Below are 19835 nucleotides of genomic sequence, written 5' to 3'. Positions count from 1 at the left end.
ATGTCCCAACTCGCATCTGACCCCGCACTCACGCAGACCAGCGTGCAGGCGACGGATCTGCTCGTCTTTCTTCGGCCCGTGACAGACGATCAGGGCACGGTGACAGGCTTCCAGCCCTGCAACATCAAGGCTTCTGATTTCGCGCTCTCCATCACGGCGATGGGACTGCTGGCTATTGCGCCCACTCTGCCAGCAACGGCGCCTGAGAATGGCGGCCTGTTCCTCAATGCCGATGCGATTTCCTATAGTCCTGTCACCGGCACAGAAAGCGGCGCGATCCTGACGCAGGCCGCCATGCAGAAATCCTACGCGGCATGGGTTGCCTCCCTGCCGACATCAGACCCCGGAACAGGCCCTGGCACATTCTGGAATAACAACGGCGTCGCAACCGAAAGTGTTTTGAGCCCATGAAGAAGATCCTTCTCTCCCTGATCTGCTGCGGCGCTTTTGGTGTGGCGCATGCAGATCCCGCCCTGATGAGAGGGTTTGTCCCGGGCGGTAACGGCGTGCTTGACGCAAAGTCCAAGACACCGTCGGGGCAGCCGCTGTTCGATGGCTCGGGACGCCCTACGGGCAATATGTCTCCCGTGGCGCTCTATTCAGGCTTTGTCTCTGCAGCGACCGTGACCAGCCCGGGCGCTTATGCCCCGGTTGATCTTCCTCTCACGCTCACCGTTGCCGGCAATGCCCTGGGGCAGACGGCCCAGCTGGTGCCGACGGGCTATACCGTGACCTCTGCGACCGTGGTGGCTGCGGGCAATGCCTGTCCGGCCTCCAGTGTCTTCACACTCGCGAGCACAGGCACGAAGGTCATCGTCTCGGACGGCAACGGCCTGTCCGGCTCCGTCGTCACCGTCTCGGTCGGCGGGACGGCTGCATCTGCGGCAGATGTTCCGGCCAATCCGGTAACCCTGACATCCAGCACGAGCGGCTGCACACCGCCACAGTTTACTCTGGGATGGGGACTGGCAGGCGCGAGTGTCCAGTTGCCTGGATGGGGCTATACGGCTGCACCGGGTGTGACGGCCCCTGCCAGTTCGCTTGCGGGCGGTGTCGCGGCTTCCGTTCTGGCGCAGGTTCAGACAGGTCCGGTCAATCTGGCGCAGCAGCCCGTGACGGCCAACGCGAGCGCGGCGTCGGCACAGGCGGCGTATGGTGGCTCTGTCCCGAGGACGCTGTCTCAGAAATGGGGTGATCGCTACAATCTGGCTGATCTTGGGGCTAAACTGGATGGGTCCGCATCTGATGCTGCGACCATCCAGTCGATTTATGACGCTCTGCCCAACAACAGTTTAGTCGAAGTTCCCAAAGGATCTCAATGGGACGGGAAACTTGCAAATCCTGACCCGAATAAATATGTGACGTGGCTCTTCGATGGTCATATCGGCGGATACTATCCATCTCCTGGCGGCGACGGTGATGTCAACATTACCTTGAACAGCGGCTTTTATGCCGGGGCCGTTTCGAAAGCCTCAAAGCACTTCAATACGCCCGCCAGTGCGTTCTTCTGGAACATGAACCCGGGCTTCTGCGGGCCTTACTGTTCCAATTATGCTCAGATGCCGGCCTTGGGGGCTTTGGCGATCAGTGGTCCGACTTCATCTGGCAATACTTCTGCCATCAATGCGGAACTTGATAGCTATGGTACCGGACCCTCGTCGAATTATGACGTTGGGCTGAACCTGTTCGTAAAGAAAATGGGACAGAACTCGGTCTGGGGAATTGTCGATGACATTCAGGATTTCTCCGGAAAATCTCCAGGGGCTTTTGGAGCCTGGAACGAATTTGACCTCTGGGCCAATGGCGATGACATTCCTACATTTGACCCCAGCTACGGCAAACCGCAATCAGGCCACCGCTCCATGTTCTATCTGAGCATGAGCAGCCTAGGGGCAGCCAACTACTGGCAGGCCAATCAGGGCGTCACTGCGTGGTCTACAGGCCAGTATGATCGACCGGAATCCACTCGCATCATGGTAGGCGTGAACGGCACGTTATGGCTGTGGTATGCGCAGAAAGCTGGCACCACAGGCGGCACACAGCCAAATTTTCCCGCACCTACTGAAGCTGTTGCTTCGTATGACGGCACAACAACCCTGACGATCTCGTCTGTTGTCTCGGGAACGATCTCTATCGGCGATTATGTCACGGCAGCAATGCCAGTTCACCCCTTTCAGATCGTCAAACAGTTGACGGGAACGGCTGGCGGTGCCGGAACCTACCAGATTGCGCTGGATGATGGGGATGGCGGAGAGGCAGCGTTCAGTGCCGAAGGTGTTTTTATTGCCCCGCGCATGACTGATGGCACGGCTGTCTGGCAGTTTGGTGAGCGTTTCAACCAGACAATCGGTTCGGTTCTCTGGCTGACGGGAGGTTCAGGTGATGCCGTGGATGTTGCAATGGGTGGCACCGGGTTGTCTATCAACGGCGCATGGGTAGATGCCGGAAACAATCCCCTCGGCCCGACCGCCGCTGTTATTCGTGCAGCAGCAGGGCAGACGGTCGTGGACTTCACGAGCAACAACACGCTGGCTGGGCGTAACCAGCACACGCTTTCGTACCAGAACGGCTTAGGGATGACCTACAAGTCCGGGACATCGACAGCGTTCGGCGTCATGGACGATGGGTCGCAGGTTACGCCCCACACTACGCCATCTGCTGCTGGCTCGACAATCGACGATGCAACGGTTGTTGATGGACCGTTTATCGTTGTCTCAGTTGGAGCAGACGCACAGGGCGCTAAAGTCGGTACTGAAATGGGCAACGAAGGAACATCACACACGATTGCCAATGGCAGTTCGCACACTCTGAACGTTTATCCCATCAATGGGCAGTGGGCATTTATTGGGAAAGCTGCTGGCACCCCAATTGTCCTGCCAGCCTATGCATCCGTCAAACTCACAACCGTGTCGAACTATAACCACACAATTTACGCCGAATACCATCCGCCAGCGCCGTGACGGTCCTGCGGCGTGTCATGAGAAAGCGCTCCTTCGCAAGAGAAGCGCCTGGAACCGTCAGTAAGTCTGCCAGTTTTCGTCCTGCGTAGGTTTCAGCCGCTTGCGCAGGACATCGCCTACCATGACCCAGTGCCGTTCCATGGCATCCATGGACTGATCGCGGGCCTGCGCTGCCAGTTCGGTTGCCTCACCAACGGCGGCTGATCCCTGCTCCAGTTCCAGTTCGTCTGCGTCATGCATGACTTTGCGTGTGACTGACATGTTGCGGCTCCTTCAAGGTTTGCCTGCGACGTAAGAGCGCTCTTCGAGACGCCCGGGCCATGCCAACGCGCATAAGCCTGACACTGTTCCCATTCCCATTATCTGGAGGGCCGCATGCCCGATGAAACTGCCGGTACGACCGATCTACTTGAGCGCGTCGTCCGGCTCGAGACGAAGCAAGAGCATCAGGAGGACACGACACAGTCCCTTTCGGATCGTGTCGCCACTCTTGAGGACACGGTGAAAAGCGGGTTTGCCGCGCTCAGTGCCAAGATGGACTCGCTCAACAGCCGCCGCGCCATGGTGATCGCCGGAGGATCTGGCGTGGGAGGCGGCGTTGCCGTGGGGCTTTATTCTCTCGCCCGCCTGATTTGGCACCTGTGATGGCCGGCCTGAACCTTTCGCAGGTCCGGCTTCTGATCGTCCGCCCGGCTCTTCAGGCGCTTGGTCTGTGGTCTGCGGCCGCAGAGAACCTTCTGCTCGGAACCCTCATGGTCGAAAGCGGCGGGGTCTGGCTCCAGCAGGTCGGCGGCGGCCCGGCCCTCGGCCTGTGGCAGATGGAGCCGGCCACCCATGACGACTGCTGGGATAACTGGCTCTGTGCCCCCGGACGGTCCCGGCAGGCCACAGCGCTGCGGCAGATGATCGGGTATCTGAACCCATCGGCCAGCCTCCTGGTCTGGAACCTGAAGTATGCAGCCGGCATGGCCCGGGTCCGGTATCAGCGCGTGAGTGAGCCTCTGCCCGCCGCCGATGATACCGAGGGGCTCTGCTCGTACTGGAAGGCCCATTACAACACCGCGAGCGGTGCGGGAGCGGTGGACGACAATCATATGGCCCTGTTTCAGGCCGCCATCGCGGCGTGATCGGTCGCATTGAACCCTACATTCTGGAGAACACTATGGACTGGACATCCCTGTTCCAGACGGTCCTGCCGTATCTGCCTGCGCAGTACGCGGGCGATCTCGTCTCGATCCTCACATTCCTGATCGCGGCCGCCGCTCTGGCGATGCGTTTCTGGAAGCCTCCTTCTGCCGGCAGCAGGCTGGCGCTGCTCTACAATGCTGTTGCTGCACTGGCGCAGTCGAAGGGCTGGAACACGAATGCTTATCAGCCCGATGCCAAGGCGCTGATGATCCCGGCCGATGCCAGCCGCACGATTGAGGCAGCAAAGCTGGGCCTCGATCCGGCTTCCACCCATCCGAAGTCTGGCGAGCCCCCCAAACCCACCGCCTGACCCGAAGGAGACAGGCTCCCGCCTGTCAGACCGCTCTTTCTTCCACCGCCCTTTGAGGCGGTTTTTTTATGTCTGGAGACTTCATGCGCAATCGCTTTCTCGCCCTCAGCCTCGGTGCCCTTCTTCTCGGCTCCACGGCCGCCTGCACCACGACGGCGAGCACGGCCACCTTCAACACAGCCGCGCTCAACAATGATGCCACGGCCATCGCCTACGCCGTCCAGGCGATCGAGGGCATTCCCGATCTGGAAAGCCACCTGTCTGCTGCGGACAAGGCGAAGTTCGATAACCTGGTCGCGCAGATCCGCAGTGTGACGGCGCAGGTCGCGGCCAATTCGAATGGCTCCATCACGGTGGCGACCGGCAAGGACTGGGCCAAGTCACTCGGCACGGATCTGGAAACCCTGCTGGCGATCGCGACCCCGATCGTGAAGGTCTATTCGCCGTCGGCTGCCACCTACATGCAGACCGTGCAGGCGATGATTCCGCTGGTCGAAGCGCTGGCTGGTGTCACGGCCGCACCCTATGCCGCGCCTGTTCAGTCGCCCGAGCTGATCCGCGCCCGGATCTATCAGGGCGTCTGATGACGGGTCTCTGCCGTGCCGCGATTGTGGGTGCGGCCATCTGGCTGCTGGCCGGCATGTTCTGGTTTTGCGCCTGACGACAGGGGGAGCGGCTTCGGCTGCTCCCCTCTTTTTTTGTTTCCGGAGATCTCGCACATGAGTGCACCTTTTGTCGGCGGACGCTGCCTGGGCAAGCGCGCCCCGAAACACGATCCGCGCACCTATCGCCTCGGCCGGGCACTGGCGGTCTGTCTGCCAGCCGTGCCGGCTGAACGCGACTGGTCGCAGACTGTGCCCTATCAGATGTGGGGCAATGACCGCTTCGGCTGCTGTGCGTTCGCCGCTCACGCCGCCCTGGTGGCCACCTGGACGAAGGCCGCACAGGGTCTGGTCATGCTCTCGACCGAAACCGTGCTGGCGAATTATGCCGCGCTCACGGGCTTCGACCCTGCGACCGGGGCCAATGATGACGGCACTGTCCTGCTGGACGAACTGAACGCCTGGCGCCGCGACGGCCTTCTGCGCCCTGGGCAGACGCGCGATTACCTCACGGCCTATGGCTCGATCGTGCCCACGGACGTGGTCGGCATCCGCCGCGCCATCGCTTATCTGGGCGGCGTGCTGGCCGGCGTGCAGGTGCCACGCGGCTTCCTTGATCTGGGGCTTGGCGAGACCTGGGACTGGGATGCCATCACCGACCATACGCCTGCGGGCGGTCATGCGATCGCGCTTGTCGGCTACAATCCGGAAGGCGTGTTCTTCAACACCTGGGGCGCGCGTACCTTCATGCCTTGGGACACCTTCACGCGGATCGCGGACGAAGCCTACGGCCTGCTGTCGCGGGAGAACTGGCTGGGCGTTCCTGGCACGGCACCGACCGGAGAAACTTTCGACGCCCTTCTGGCTGAAGTGAGGGCCGCATGAAGGCTCTGACTCTTTGCGGCCTGCTGGCTCTGTCGGCCTGTTCGGCCGGATCCGTCGCGCCCGTCACGATCAGTCAGGCGATTGCAGGCGTGCAATCGGACCTGACACAGGCCGGTGTCGTCAGTGTCTCGGGCGTGCAGCATTGGACGGCCGATCAGACCGCCCGGTTCGACGCCAACGTTCGCGCGCTCCAGTGCGCGCAGCGCACGTCTGACCCGGTCGTGGCCATGATTGCCGGACCGGTAACGATGGATCTGTCAGGGACGTTCAGTCAGTCGGGCTCGTTTTCCGTATCGGCCTCAAGTTTTACCCCTGTTTTTGGTTTGCAGGCCGATGCCAGCCGGACGAAAGGCCAGACCCTGCATGTCCCGGTCCAGTTCGTGCCGCTCTCCGCCCTGGCTGATGCCGAGGCCGGGCGGCAGGTCGGCTATGCAGGAGCACTGCTCGGGCAGAACGATACCGCGCGGCAGGAGGTTGCAGCTCGGATTGAGGCGGATCGGGTAGCATTGGCCGCGCATGTTGGGCTGCTAATCTCGGGTTATGGTGGGATATGTGCGGGTGGTAAGGTGCGGCCGTTCGTTGGAGCACATCGGGCTTCGTGACTGACCCAAATCGTTCGCTGGATCGGGTATTATGTCGCCCTGTGGGATCAGGTGCGGGCGAGTTTGGCGGGGAAGTAAAAATGGCGGAGCCGGAGCCCCGCCATTCTGCAATGTTATGGTCTGCGATCCTTGAAGGTCTCGCGTTTCCCATTTTTCAGCTCAGATAGCCTGCCCTGATTTTGGAAGTAGTCACGAGCAATAAGGTGGAGGTGCTCTCCGGCCTTGATACGCTGCATGATGACAGCGATCTCATGAGGAGGAACGTTCCCCCTCGGTTGTGTCGAAGCCACTTATATGGCCCTTTCGGTCAATGATGCATTGACACTCGGACACTTCAAAGCAATGTTCTGTTCTGCAAGGTGTTTCCAAACGAAACGCTCCTCTGTGTACCAAACTCGTTATGCTTGCGAGTCAGTGCTAAACGGTGAGCCGGGGTGCAACCCGGTTCACCATCCATTAATGCACTGGTGCTGAAATGTATTTCGCGTACTCAAAATGTTGAGTCGAGTCTTTTTTGCACAAAGCAGGAACATTTAAATATTAATAGGTGAATATTCACGGTGACTTTCGTCACCTCCACATGATTGTGCATCCGCAATCACATGCCATTCCGTACGGGCACAAATTCGACTGCCATCTGCATTTCTGCCGACTCGCCAGATCAGCAGAGATTCTGGCGGTTTTGTACGAACTATTGAGGGTTGCTCAATGGTTGAACTTTTGGAAATTTCCCAATGGTTCAACCATCCGGAATTTCCGGAGAGTTCAGTCGTCAAGGATTCCTTGACAGTTCAACTTGTAAGGATCGCTTACAGGTTGCCGGTTTGATGTTAGAGAAACGCCGTTTTTCTAACACTAACGGTTTTGGTGTTAAAAAACTGATCGACAAATGACGTGATGGTGCGCCCGGAGGGACTTGAACCCCCCAACCAATCCGTTATGAGCGGACGGCTCTAACCAATTGAGCTACAGGCGCAACCTGCGAGGTCTTTTACCTCAGTTGCACAGGTAAGAAAACGCCCTCATTTTTTCTACGCGGCTTCCAATCAACTAGAAAAACCAACGCAACACAGCGGAAAATAACCCAATAAAATCAACGCTTATCGCTTTTGGTTCAACAGGAAACGCCTGCTGGACCAGCCGCTGGAAATCCTTCTGACCAACCCGCAGATCGACCTTCCGTTCTGTCTTATGTGGGCGAATGAAAACTGGAGCCGACGCTGGGACGGGTCGGATGATGATCTTCTGATTGCACAGGACTATCGTCCCGAGGATGACGAAGCCCTTGTAGACTGTTTTGCCCGCTATCTGCGCGATCCGCGCTATATTCATTTCGACGGGCGCCCGGTCCTCATGGTCTATCGCCCGGGAACGATCCCTGATGCTCCTACGGCCTTTGTCCGATGGCGTTCCATGTTTCGGAGCCGGCATGGACTGGATCCGCTTTTTGTTATGGGACAGGCGTTCGGAGACGAAAACCCGGATCTCTTCGGTCTGGACGGCGCCATTGAATTTCCACCCCATAAGGTTGTTTCAGGCTGCAACCTCATGAATGACGAAATCAAGCTGTTCGATAATGAATTCAGTGGTCAGGTCTATGACTATAGTGAAGTCGTCGATACAGCTCTCGCTCAACCTGCGACTTCATTTCCGCTCATAAGAACAGCAGCCCCGTCATGGGACAACGATGCCCGCAGACAGGGCAAGGGGCTGGTCCTGCACGGATCAACGCCCGATCTGTATGAGCGCTGGCTCGGTGGCCTTATTGAACAGGCCCAGTCACAGACTTTTTTTGGTGATCCAGTTGTCTGTATCAATGCCTGGAACGAATGGGCTGAAGGTGCCTATCTAGAACCGGACCAGCATTTCGGAAGTGCGTATCTGAATGCTACAGCCCGCGCCTGCACGGGTTTTGGGAAAAACCGTTCACGATCGGGACTTCTTCTGATTGGCCACGATGCATTTCCAGCGGGAGCACAACGGCTGCTTCTGGAAATTGGACGTACCCTGAAACGATGCTTTGGCACCGAAATACAGTTTATCCTCCTTGAGGGGGGCGCTCTCCTCGACGATTATCGTACCGTCGCGCCGACCGAAATACTGGTTGCAGGATCAAAAGACACGACCTCCCGCCTGAATTTTCTGCGCAGACAGGGTTTTCAGTCCGCTATCGTCAATAGCGCTGCGACATCATCCATTGCAGTACAGCTTGCTGAAGCGGACATAGGCTTCCTGCTTCTTATTCACGAATTGCCGGCCCTTCTTCGAAGCCGAAACCTTTGGGGCCCGATGAAAGAAGCCTCCATCCTTGCCCGCAGCGTCATTGTTCCAGCCCGGACAATAGCCGAGAAACTTGATCTCGAGAGTTCGGACAATCTGACGGTTCTGCCACAGGGCCTTTACGCCACCGCCCCTTTCTCTACCCGAACACGACAGACGGTCCGAAAGCAGCTGAACGTCGCCCCCACAGATCTGGTTGTGATGGGGGCCGGCTATGCGGACCTGCGGAAAGGATTTGATCTGTTTCTCCAGCTGTGGCGCAAGATGTCTGGAAAAGTGCATTGCGTCTGGCTGGGCGACATTGATGCTTCTCTGAAAAACAGTCTGCATATCGAGCTGGCAAATGCGCTCGCCAGCGGGACATTCCATATGCCTGGCAGAGTTGAAGATGTGCCGGCCTGGTTGGCATCCGCAGACGTTTTTGTCCTGCCATCCCGCGAAGATCCCTATCCTTCCGTTATTCTTGAAGCTCTTGCATCAGGCCTGCCTTGCGTGACTTTTGACGAAACAGGAGGAATTCCCGACCTGCTCAGGCAGACCAGCAACGACAAACATTTTCTGGGCCGGGTAGTCCCTTTTGCGGACGTTGCGGCGATGGCCCGAACTGCGAAAGAACTTGCCGCATGGTCTGTGCAGCGCCCGAACAGAGATCGTCAGAAAGCCGCACGCAAAGCAGCGAGCACCTTCAATTTCAGAAAATATGCTGAGGAAATTCTTCGCCTTGCCGCCCCGGGTCTACCGAGAATTTCCGTCGTCATTCCTTCCCATAACTACGCCCGTTACATGAGCAGTCGGCTCTCGTCGATTTTTGCTCAGACCGTACCGATCTTTGAAATCATCGTCCTTGATGACGCATCAACCGATAACAGTATGGATATAGCCCGTCAGACAGCAAAAGACTGGAACCGGGACATCGTCTGCATCGAGAACGCCACACCGTCCGGTTCCGTATTTCGACAGTGGCACAAAGCTCTCGATATCGCACAGGGTGACTGGATCTGGATTGCCGAGGCGGATGATTTCTGCGAGCCGGATTTTCTGGAGCGTATTCTGGCTGGGGTTCGAAAAAATCCGGCTATCGTCATGGCGTTTACCGACAGTCGGGCTGTTGACGAAAATGGTTCTCCCATATCGCCCTCCTACCGAACATATTATTCTGAAAGCGCCGGTTTGCTTCTGGAAAATGACAGTCATTTCACCGGGGAAAGCTTTCTTCGGGGATGCCTGTCAGAACGTAACCTTGTGCTCAATGTCAGCAGCGCCCTCTTCAGAAAAGAGCCTTTGCTGACCGCCATCAATACATGCCAGAAAGATCTAAGTAGCCTGCGTGTTGCTGGTGACTGGCGCATCTATGTAGAACTCCTGCTCCAGAAGAATACGGAAGTCCTCTACATCGCAAAACCCCTGAACGTTCATCGCCGCCATGCCGATTCAGCAACGCATACTCTCAATCGACGTAACCATATCGAAGAAATTTCTTACATGCATCGTCTGATTGCCAGTCGACTGGCACTTCCTGAAACTCAGATTTCCCGACAGAAACGGTACCGTGCCATGCTTGAACACCAATTTGGTCTTCTGCCGCAGGATATTCCGGCTCAGGTTGTCCCAGTATCCTGATCTGTAAGACGACCTCGCACCGTACCTGCATCTCCGCGCCAGTTCGCCGACACACCCTATAAGAGAGCAGCTTACGGCTGCCCCTCCTTTCTTAAAGTCTTCTAAAGATGAAAGCTGACTTTCGCGAAGTAATATCCGCCCATAAATCCATAAGCCGAATAATAAGGGTATTTGAAAGCCCCGCTTGAAGAAGCCTGAGCGACCTTGGAAACCTGTCCGGGATATTTATTAAACAGATTTTGCGCTCCAACACTCACGGACCATCGTGGATTAATGTCATAATCGACAGTCAGGTTTGTGATGTAGCCCGGCTTCACAACAGTCCAGTCTTTCGAAGCAAGGCTGGGATTGGCGATATAAGTCAGTGATCCATAACGCTGTTCCTGAAAGGCAACGGTCCATTTCTTGAGTGCCCAGGTAATGCCAAGCGTTTCACGGTTCTTGGGTGCCGAGTGAAGGAGCGTGTTCTGAGCGTATGCGTCGAAATATGACTGATTCAGTGCAACAAGCTGTGCCGGTGCATTGTTAAAGTGACTGATTTCGGTATCCGCAAAATTCACACCTACTGCAAACAACCACTTTCCGTAATTATGGAAATCAGCGTCATACGATACATTGACGTCTCCGCCATTCGTGACTGTATTAACCGGGTTCGTATAATACTGAACGTAGCGTATACCATTCAGCCCCAGACTACTCAGCAGGCTTTCCACAGATGTCCCGCCAAACTGCGTTGAGTTTGCCATGCGGTCATTAATCGCAATCCGATAAAGGTTGGCCGTGACGGTAAGATTATCAATTGGATGGGCATCAATCCCGATACTGTAGCTCCGGGAATACTCCCCTTTCAGATTTCCACCACCCAGCGCTTTTGAAGCAGTACTCGTCGTTGGCAGCTGGGCAAAAGTGTAGGTCGGGAAAGTCGATGTGTAGAAATAGTTTTCCTGTCCCAGCGTCGGGGGCCGGTAGCCCGTATTGAAATTGGCCCTGATTGCCCAGTGCTTGTTAAAGTCATATCGCGTGCCAACTGATCCCGTCTCAGTGGTGACCAGATTGGAATAATTCACCGCATGGCCACCAAGTGTCCATTCCCACTTCGGAAGAATATGGAACGAAAGATTGACGTGGCCATCAAAAACGTCACGGGCCGTATTGCTTGCTGTATCGGGCGATGCACCAATATGCCCGGATGCCCCTGGCGTCGCGAGCGCACCCGCACTGGGGCCATCAAGCACTGTAACTCCACCATCCGCCCATGACTGATACTCACCAGCCGTCAGCTGAAACGTATCGTGCCTGTATTCCCCCCCGAATTCCACCAGAAGTGGGCCTGACAGAAAGGATGGATGAAAGTTGCGGGATGCCTTGAAGCCCGTAACAAGTTGCGTTGCAATATCCGATCCATCATAAAAATTCGTTTTGCTATTCAGGCCAAAGGTCGGATTGTCGGAATTGAGTGTAGTATAGCTTTCGTCGTCACGGCCAAACGTAACATATCCATCCCAGTTCCAGCCGGCAGTTGTTCCCTGCACGCCACCATTGACCTGAAAGTCATCCTCACTCATTCCCATCAAAGGAATAAAGCCATCCGGATACAGCGCCCGGACCGTGTTGTTATTAGACTGGTTTCTGAAGGTGACCTGGTTTTCAACAGTCCGATGCGCATAGGTCGCAGTCATGTAAGCCCGGATACGATCCGTTAGCGGAACTGCGCCATTTGCAGAAACCGTTTCCATGGTCGTGTGTCCCAGCCCCTCAAGCCGGTTATAATCACGACCGGCCTTCGTCTGCCGCGGATCAACGCTGCCATCGGCCAGCGGGAAATACATGCTCCCGGTGTAGGGGCCGGAACGGTTGGTGGGCAACTGGTTCGAAATCTGGGCGGCAAGATCCAGATATCCACCGCTTTTCCCAAGTTTGAACGCGTAGTCCCCGTATCCATTCACCCCTACACCGTCGCCAGCATAATACCCGCTATCAACGAAGTTGATCGAGCCTCCACTGGTATTGTGCTTGAGAACAATATTCACGGCACCCGCGATGGCGTCCTGTCCATAAAGTGCGGACGCACCTTCGGTAATAACCTCAATATGATCAATCGCACTGAGTGGAATAAGCGAAAGATCCGCGGGCTCGGTTCCGGAGTTCGGACCGGCGTTGGCATTGAAATTGGCTGTCAGATGCCGGCGTTTTCCATTCACAAGGATCAGGGTGTGATCGGCAGACAGGTTGCGCAACTGCATGGTTCGAATGAAGCGGTTGGACCCAACCCCACTGAATGACGGAGAGCTGACCGAAGGTATAAGCTGTTCAAGCGCCCCCATGGCATTACTCTGGCCCGTCCTTACGATTTCTTCAGAACTTACAACCTGAACATTGACGGTACTGTGACGTCGTGTGGACGGAGACAGCACAGGATCATCCTGCCGTCCCACCACCGAAATGTTTTCCAGTACGGGCCGGGGGGCCTGCGTTTTAGTCGCGTGTGCCCCCTTCGACTGAACGTGCGCTCGGGACGGTGCGGCATGGCGGTGGGAAACACTGGCTTTCAGCGTTTCGCCGCTCTCCTTTTTCGTTAGGTCTCCACCGGCGGCAAGAGCCGACGACGGAAGGATCGATACAAAAACCAGCAATGAAATGTATTTCTTTGCCGAAAGCTCTTTAACAACCATAGCAAAGTGACCTTTTTATATAAAACTATATATTATAGTTTTATAGGAAGAAAATTATGCTCTGGAGCACAGGAAGTCTTGTTTTTTAGTACGTAAACGTAACGGGAGGAGGTGTATCGTTCAGCAGATAGTTCCCAATCGCCTTGTACTTGTAAGCGACGCTGTCATGGGTGGTGTGCGTCCGGGCGTTCCGCCAGTGCCGGTCATAGTTGAACCGTTTCTGGGTGGTCGCTGCACCGCCTACGTCATACATCCGCTGGGAGACGTAAAGCGCCGCGTCGGTAGAGGCGATCTTGGCTTCAGCCGTACGAATGGAGGATTCGACCAGCCGCCGCTCGGTCTCTTCTGTAGCAAAACACCCCTGTCTTGCGTCTTCAAGCTGAGCCCGGCAGGCCAGTTCAACAGCCTCCGCAGCCCTGCGAACCAGCGCTTCTGCCCCGCGAACACGGGTAGACATTTCGCCGATCGCATACAGAATATAGGGATCCTCGCTGGCGCTGGTGACGCCGCTTTCTCGCAAGGGGCGGGTATGGTTTTTCGCCCAGTATATGGCGTCTTCCAGCACAGCGAGCCCGATGCCGACATCAATGGCACAGTGAATTAACTGAGCAGAGGCGCCCACATAGCTTCTCTTGCCAGACCATTGATGGATCGGAATAATCTGTTCGTCCGACAGGGCAATATCATGAAACTCGGTCGTGCCGCTGGCCGTCACGCGCTGCCCCATACCATCCCAGTCGTCCTTCAGCACCAGGCCGTCCGTACCCTTGGGCAACATCACATACAGACCACGCTTCTTCGCATCGACGGCCTGCACTTTGATGAAATCCGCAAACAGGCATCCCGTGCTGTAGAACTTGCTTCCCAACAGCTTTTTCTGCCCCCCGGTCTCTGCGACATGGGTATGGATCTCTCCGCGAAATCCACCACCCCGCTCGGCCACAGCACCGGAACTGAGCTGGCCTTCGCCGATTTTTGCAAGGTAAAGGCCCTGCATTTCAGGCGTAGCCATCAGTCGCAGCTGCTCGATGTTCATGAAGTGGGGAAACAGTCCCTGGGCCACATTCGGGTCGGCTTTGCCAAGCGTCATAAAGATGTCAGCAACCACACTCTGGCTGACGTCACCGCCCCCCAGTTCCTTCTGGACACGCGCCGCGCCCAGCCCCGATTTCCGGATGCTGTCGAACACATCGAAAGGCAGAATACGCTGGGCATCCCGCTCGCATGCTGAAACCGCAATTGCAGGAGCAAGTTGTCTGGCAAGATCGGCGTAATCAGTCATGAGCTTGGTTCCAGTATGGAAGAAGAACGGGTCACGGAAGCAGGCGTCGTACAGCGCAGCAGGATCAGGACGCCCAGCGCCACCAGAACACTCACCACAGTCAGTGCTGCTTCAAACCCACCCAGGCGGCTCCTGAGAAAACCGATCATCACGGGCGTGAGCATGCTGCTGATCTGACCGCAGCAGTTGATGAAAGCGAGGCCCAAAGCCCTGTCCTGACGAGGCAGAAGGCTGGCCGGGATGCTCCAGAAAATCGCAGTGGCAATCAGGTATCCGCAGACCATCAGCGTCAGCAGCAACATGGTCAGAACGACATGATGCAACGACCAGGGAAGAAGAAGCATTCCCACCACGGCCAGCCCGCCTCCTGCTGCGAAATGCCAGCGCCTCTCGTGATTCCGGTCGGAGCTCTGGCATGCCATCAGCATCGCGACGATCCCGATGATGTGTGGAAGCGCACTTAGATTTCCCAGCCTCTGGAGATCATGCACTCCTGAAGCCCGAAGAATGGACGGCACCCAGAAATTGACGACATTCCCGGTGCACATGATTGTCAGACAGTAGCTCAGGGACAGAAACCAGAGCGTCCGGTTCCGGAACGCATCTCGAAGCGGCCGTTTTTCCGAGACCTCGCCTTGCCCGGTCTGCTGCCCGAGAGCCTGCCGGACGATCTCGCGCTGTTCCAGACTCAGCCACGCGGCATCCGCCGGGCGGTCGGACAGCCAGCGATAGGCCACAAGCCCTGCCATCACAGGCGGCAGGCCATCCAGAACAAAAAGCCACTGCCAGCCATGCCAGCCGCCGACCCCGGCAAGATGCGTCATGATCCAGGTCGAAACCGGGCCACCCACAATGCCACAAACCGCAATAGCCATAATGAAACGTGACGTAATCCGTGCACGATAGGCGTCGGGAAACCAGTATGTCAGATAAAGGATTACGCCAGGAAAAAAGCCGGCCTCCGCCATGCCCAGCAGCGTACGCGTGACGTAGAGACTGTAAGGCCCCTGCACGAACGCCATGCCGATTGTGACAAACCCCCAGATGATCATGATACGGGCGAGCGTCCGCCGCGCTCCGAAGCGTTCCAGCACCAGATTGCTTGGGATTTCGCACAGCAGGTAGCCCGCAGAGAAAAGCCCGACCGATAAACCAAAAACGGTGTCGGTAATTCCCAGATCCTTGCGAAACTGCAGATGCGCAAAACTGATCGACACACGATCCAGCCAGTTAAAGACCAGACACGCAAAAAGAAACGGCATCAGACGCCAGGCTATATGCCGGAAGACCTCCTTCTGTTCCTGTGCCGGGGCGGACAGGCTGTCAGCGCTCATGCTCCCCCACCTCCCTGCGCGCCTGGTCCACCAGCGCCATATGTCTCTCGATACGCGTCCGACGTTCCGCCAGCAGCAGGCGCTTGCTCCAGCCCATGGCGGAGACGGGGAGCCCCGCCAGCCGGGAAGTAAATGCCTGGGCGGCTGTGTGGGGATCTGCTTCGATACTGGAAACAAGTCCCAGCTTCTGCGCTTCAACAGCGTCAAAGGCGCGCCCCGTCAGCATGATGTCCAGAGCCGCTGCCTCACCGATGAGCGAGGGCAGTTCAATGGCGCTGAATCCGGAAAGCATGTTGTGCTCAACTTCGGGAAAACGGAAACGTGCTGTCGGAGAGGCAATCCTGAAATCACAATACATGGCGATGCTGATCCCCAGCCCGATCACATGTCCATGAAGCGCCGCCACAACCGGCTTGGTAAAATCCTCGGCAACGCCCGGCAGGCAGGATGCAAGAATTTCCGTACTCGCGACCTGCCCGGTGGCGCCTATCTCCTTCAGATCCGAACCAGCACAAAAGGCCCGCTCTCCCGCGCCCTGCAGAACAACGGCCCGAACCTCGGGATTACGCAAAGCATCATGCCACGCCTGCCCCAGGGCAGCCTTGCCGGCACTGTCCAAAGCGTTCAGGCGCTCGGGACGATCAAGAGTGAGCGTCAGAACACCTTCAGATATATCACTCTTTATCATTGTGTTTTCCTGATGACTCATCTGACCGGATCGTTGAATTACCATAGCAACGGAAATCGAGGTGGAATATAAAAAAGTTCACAGTTCGATCTTATGGTTCATAATTCGAACATGTTTGCAGGAAGCGACACCATGAAAGCCATTTTTCTCAAGGACTTCGGCGGCCCGGACCAGTTGGTACTCAGAGAGGTTCCTACCCCTGAACCCGGCCCGGATGACGTTCTGGTCCGTGTCGAATCGGCTGGGATCTGCCACCACGACCTTCTGCATCGCGCCGGAAAACTTCCCGGCGCCCCCTCAGGCGTTATTCTGGGTCATGAAGTTTCCGGAGAAATCGTCCAGACCGGCGCGTCCGTTACCGCCCTGACGGTGGGTGACAGGGTGGTGGGATACCAGCGTCGGTTCTGCGGCACGTGTCGGGACTGCCTTCGCGGACGGCAGGATCTCTGCCGCTCCCTCTCCCTGCCAGCCATCGATACCGAAGGCGCATATGCGGAATATATCCGCCTGCCTGCGATCTCTGCCATCCGGATTCCCGATAACGTACCCTATCCCGAAGCGGCTCTGGCCTCTTGCCCGATTGGTACGGCCATGAGAGCCCTGGTTTCGCAGGCGGGAGTCCAGGCCGGAGATACAGTTCTCATCAACGGCGCCAGTGGTGGGCTGGGTGTCCACCAGATCCAGATTGCGAGAGCACTGGGCGCCCATGTGATCGCCATCACCGGCAGTGAGCGCAAAGTCGATTTTCTGAAAAAGCTTGGTGCAGGAACTGTGCTCGTCTCCGACGGCACATACAGCCGGGACGTCTGGGCCGCCACGGCCAAACAGGGCGTGGACGTTGCCATGGAAAATCTGGGCTTTACGCTACCACAAACTCTGCGGTCCATGGGGATGGGTGGACGGGTCGTCGTTCTTGGGAACGTCTCTCCCGCAGACGTGGCTGTCTCACCGGGTCTCCTGATCGGCCGCCGCCTCAGGGTCCAGGGTTCCGGCAGCGCCACACTCGACGAAGTCAGGCAGTCCCTTGCCATGATTTCCACCGGCATCGTCAAACCACAGATCGATCGCATTCTGCCATTCCCCGAAGCTGCCCGTGCCCATGAACTGCTGGAAGCCAGACAGGTAGACGGACGCATCATTCTGAGCGGGTGGTAACATCATGACGCTGGGCGCTTTCTTTTCCCGTGCTTCTACACAGTGGCCGGACGCTACGGCCATGCAGGACCTGACATCAGGCCAGCGCCTGACCTTCGCCGAAGTCGGAAAGGCCCTGGCGGGGTTCGGAGCGTTTCTCGTGAACCGCTCCATTCCTCAGGGCGCCCGGATCGGTATCCTCGCCGATGCCAGCATCCCCTATCTCATCGCCGACTACGGTGCGATGGCAAACGGCTATGTCCGCGTCCCGCTCGATCCGTCCCTCTCCCCTCTGGAGCTAAAGAGCCAGATAGCCGATGCCGGGATTGCGCTTCTGCTTTACGGAAGCACTGCCGCAATACAGGCGCAGGATCTGACGAATGCCCCGTGCCTTCCCCTCCCCAATAGCTGGGATGAAACCGCACCACCGCTGCCTTTGCCTACAGGCGATGATCTGGCCTCACTGAACTATACGGGGGGTACCACCGGTCAACCAAAGGCGGTCATGCATACACAGGGCAGCCTTTCCGCAGTTGTCACCAATATCAGCCTTGCTCGCCCGACATCTCCGCAGGACGTGCTCCTCAATGTTCGTCCACTGTGGCCAATCGCATCGGTTTCAGTTCTGGCTCATCTGTGCAGCGGTGGGACCATCGTCCTTGGCGGCCGCTTCAATCCTGCGACTTTTCTCTCAACGCTGGAACGGACAGCAGCAACCTTCAGCTCCCTCGTCCCAACCCAGATCAGTCGCCTCATCCACCATGAAAGTGAAACACCCTCCGCTCCCAAAGCCCTGCCGCATTTCCGATCCCTTGATGTCGGTGCTGCTGCTCTCTCATCAGAGATTCTGGATAAAGCCACGTCTCTTCTGGGGCCGCGTCTCAGCATCCTTTATGGCATGACCGAGGCTCCCTGGAGCTTCTACCTTCCAGCTCCGGTTCTCGCCGCTCTCCGTCAAACAGAAAGATCTGCCGGAGCCGTGGGCTTTGCCCTCGAAACCGTAAAGGGCCGGTTGACAGATCCGGACACACTCTCCGGCGCTGGAGAAGTCGAGATCAGCGGGCCTCATCTGATGGCCGGTTACTGGAAACGGCCTGATCTCACGGCGGCCACTCTTCAGAACGGCTGGCTCAGAACGGGCGATCTGGGAGAGCTGGATCCTCAGGAACTGCTGCGTATTGTCGGACGCCGCAAGGAGATCATCCGCACAGGGGGCATGTCGGTACAGCCGTCAGAAGTTGCCGAAACATTGCTGGACCATACGGCTGTTCAGGACGCCCACGTCTTTGGCTTACCCGATCCGGAATGGGGCGAACGCATCTGTGCCGTTGTGGTCCTGCATTCCGGACAATCAGTTTCAGCCGAGCAACTGGTTGAGTACTGCAAAACTGTCCTCTCGCGGCACAAGGTTCCAAAACAGATCCAGTTTGTCTCCCACCTTCCCCGCTCCCATTACGGCAAGGTACAGCAGGGCAAACTCCTGGAAATCCTGAAAACTGACGTCAAACCGCAGAAGAGTTGAACAGACGCTCGGCAATCCCTGCACAGGCGCGCTGCATGTGATGCGCCAAAGAAGAAGACGCCCGCATATCCGTCTCCATCTCAAGCCCAGCGACGACCAGTGCGCCAATGGCAGACCCGTCTCCATGCCGGACAGGATATCCCATTGACGACAACCCTTTGCGCTGCTCGCTATGCCCGAATGAGTAGCCGCCGGTTTCCCTGATTTTCTCCAGACGGGGTGCTACCGCCAGATATCGTTCTTCACCCAGGAGCCCGGCGGCCGCGCCGGGCGTGAATGTCGCGAGGACAGCACGTCCGCTGGTGCAGCTGTCCATGTCAAAGCGGTCCTCAAGATCGGCAATGACATTAAAGGGCGTCGTGGCCGTCCACATCCGGTCAATCAGGACAATCTGATCCCCGACCGGCAGCGCAACAGAAACAATGGCTGGACGATCCGAAATCACATTCTGCAGATCAATGGCATATGGCAATGCCACGCGCCGCAGGGGCAGACGTGTCAGATATGAACTGGCTGACAAAAGCGCCCCCGCGCCCAGACGATATGTGCCATCCGCAGTCTCAACCTGCTTCCAGTAAACCATGGCTTTCAGCAAACGATGCACGGTGCCACGGTCCATTCCCGTCCGACGGGCCAGCTCGAGTGCGGTCAGCCCCCCCGATGACATGGAAAGACTGTTTGTCAGTTCCATGCATTTGTCCAGAACGCCCACACCGCTGCCCTGCATCAAGAAAATCCTGTTCAATCGGCTCAGAG

At 57.2% G+C, this 19835-nt stretch carries 18 protein-coding genes and 1 tRNA gene; 12 read left to right on the top strand and 7 right to left on the bottom strand.

Translation table 11 applies throughout. The features are described 5' to 3' along the window. Together JK202_RS10875 and JK202_RS10870 are read left to right on the top strand one after the other, a co-directional pair. Positions 1-411 carry a hypothetical protein gene (locus tag JK202_RS10875; RefSeq protein WP_211560990.1) on the top strand — a complete coding sequence of 137 codons (411 nt, stop codon included), beginning with the start codon at positions 1-3 and terminating at the stop codon, positions 409-411. Further along, positions 408-2960, top strand: a complete 2553-nt coding sequence (locus tag JK202_RS10870; RefSeq protein WP_211560988.1) for a hypothetical protein — start codon at positions 408-410, stop codon at positions 2958-2960. The genes JK202_RS10875 and JK202_RS10870 overlap by 4 nt, the downstream gene beginning before the upstream one ends. A 57-nt stretch (positions 2961-3017) precedes the next feature. Here JK202_RS10870 and JK202_RS10865 read toward each other — a convergent pair whose 3' ends face one another. Then, positions 3018-3221, bottom strand: a complete 204-nt coding sequence (locus JK202_RS10865; RefSeq protein WP_211560986.1) for a hypothetical protein — start codon at positions 3219-3221, stop codon at positions 3018-3020. 114 nt (positions 3222-3335) lie between these two features. Between JK202_RS10865 and JK202_RS10860 the strand changes: the two genes are divergently transcribed. The 7 genes from JK202_RS10860 to JK202_RS10830 all read left to right on the top strand — a co-directional run bounded on the left by JK202_RS10860 (position 3336) and on the right by JK202_RS10830 (position 7440). Then, positions 3336-3605, top strand: a complete 270-nt coding sequence (locus JK202_RS10860) for a hypothetical protein (RefSeq protein WP_062455775.1) — start codon at positions 3336-3338, stop codon at positions 3603-3605. Beyond that, on the top strand, positions 3605-4087 hold the full coding sequence (locus tag JK202_RS10855) for a hypothetical protein (RefSeq protein ID WP_211560984.1): 483 nt from the start codon (positions 3605-3607) through the stop codon (positions 4085-4087). Before JK202_RS10860 ends, JK202_RS10855 begins: the two co-directional genes overlap by 1 nt. Positions 4088-4122: 35 nt before the next feature. Then, on the top strand, positions 4123-4458 hold the full coding sequence (locus JK202_RS10850) for a hypothetical protein (protein ID WP_211560982.1): 336 nt from the start codon (positions 4123-4125) through the stop codon (positions 4456-4458). A gap of 83 nt (positions 4459-4541) precedes the next feature. Beyond that, the gene (locus tag JK202_RS10845) at positions 4542-5042 is read left to right on the top strand and encodes a hypothetical protein (RefSeq protein ID WP_211560980.1); all 501 of its coding nucleotides are present in this window, start codon (positions 4542-4544) and stop codon (positions 5040-5042) included. Between the two features lie 135 nt (positions 5043-5177). Further along, positions 5178-5945 (top strand): hypothetical protein, encoded by a 768-nt coding sequence (locus JK202_RS10840; protein ID WP_211560979.1) that lies wholly within the window; start codon positions 5178-5180, stop codon positions 5943-5945. Continuing rightward, entirely contained in the window at positions 5942-6547 is a 606-nt protein-coding gene (locus JK202_RS10835) for a hypothetical protein (RefSeq protein WP_211560978.1), read from the top strand. Before JK202_RS10840 ends, JK202_RS10835 begins: the two co-directional genes overlap by 4 nt. Positions 6548-7281: 734 nt before the next feature. Next, positions 7282-7440 (top strand): hypothetical protein, encoded by a 159-nt coding sequence (locus JK202_RS10830; protein ID WP_211560977.1) that lies wholly within the window; start codon positions 7282-7284, stop codon positions 7438-7440. 5 nt (positions 7441-7445) lie between these two features. Here JK202_RS10830 and JK202_RS10825 read toward each other — a convergent pair. Then, positions 7446-7523 (bottom strand) — tRNA-Ile (locus JK202_RS10825). 116 nt (positions 7524-7639) lie between these two features. Here JK202_RS10825 and JK202_RS16510 point away from each other — a divergent pair. After that, positions 7640-10447 (top strand): glycoside hydrolase family 99-like domain-containing protein, encoded by a 2808-nt coding sequence (locus tag JK202_RS16510; protein ID WP_349291860.1) that lies wholly within the window; start codon positions 7640-7642, stop codon positions 10445-10447. A gap of 101 nt (positions 10448-10548) precedes the next feature. Here the strand turns inward: JK202_RS16510 and JK202_RS10815 are convergent, their stop codons facing one another. The 4 genes from JK202_RS10815 to JK202_RS10800 form a co-directional block, all read right to left on the bottom strand. Continuing rightward, the gene (locus tag JK202_RS10815; RefSeq protein ID WP_249199966.1) at positions 10549-13080 is read right to left on the bottom strand and encodes a TonB-dependent siderophore receptor; all 2532 of its coding nucleotides are present in this window, start codon (positions 13078-13080) and stop codon (positions 10549-10551) included. Between the two features lie 124 nt (positions 13081-13204). Beyond that, entirely contained in the window at positions 13205-14401 is a 1197-nt protein-coding gene (locus JK202_RS10810; RefSeq protein ID WP_211560975.1) for an acyl-CoA dehydrogenase family protein, read from the bottom strand. Further along, positions 14398-15735, bottom strand: coding sequence for an MFS transporter (locus tag JK202_RS10805; protein ID WP_211560973.1), 1338 nt, complete (start codon positions 15733-15735; stop codon positions 14398-14400). Before JK202_RS10805 ends, JK202_RS10810 begins: the two co-directional genes overlap by 4 nt. Continuing rightward, positions 15725-16423 carry an enoyl-CoA hydratase/isomerase family protein gene (locus JK202_RS10800; protein ID WP_211560972.1) on the bottom strand — a complete coding sequence of 233 codons (699 nt, stop codon included), beginning with the start codon at positions 16421-16423 and terminating at the stop codon, positions 15725-15727. The genes JK202_RS10805 and JK202_RS10800 overlap by 11 nt, the downstream gene beginning before the upstream one ends. Before the next feature lie 132 nt (positions 16424-16555). On the opposite strand from JK202_RS10800, the gene JK202_RS10795 reads away from it, so the two are divergent. Continuing rightward, positions 16556-17578, top strand: a complete 1023-nt coding sequence (locus tag JK202_RS10795; protein WP_211560971.1) for an alcohol dehydrogenase catalytic domain-containing protein — start codon at positions 16556-16558, stop codon at positions 17576-17578. 4 nt (positions 17579-17582) lie between these two features. Further along, the gene (locus JK202_RS10790) at positions 17583-19079 is read left to right on the top strand and encodes a class I adenylate-forming enzyme family protein (protein ID WP_211560970.1); all 1497 of its coding nucleotides are present in this window, start codon (positions 17583-17585) and stop codon (positions 19077-19079) included. Here JK202_RS10790 and JK202_RS10785 read toward each other — a convergent pair. Beyond that, positions 19060-19806 carry an IclR family transcriptional regulator gene (locus tag JK202_RS10785; protein WP_211560969.1) on the bottom strand — a complete coding sequence of 249 codons (747 nt, stop codon included), beginning with the start codon at positions 19804-19806 and terminating at the stop codon, positions 19060-19062. The two genes, JK202_RS10790 and JK202_RS10785, sit on opposite strands and share 20 nt — an antisense overlap. Positions 19807-19835 lie beyond the last annotated feature (29 nt).

It is taken from the genome of Gluconobacter sp. Dm-62 (assembly GCF_018256155.1).
GTDB lineage: Bacteria > Pseudomonadota > Alphaproteobacteria > Acetobacterales > Acetobacteraceae > Gluconobacter.
Note: the sequence above shows the minus strand (reverse complement) of the source record. Positions and strands in the feature narration are given on the sequence as shown.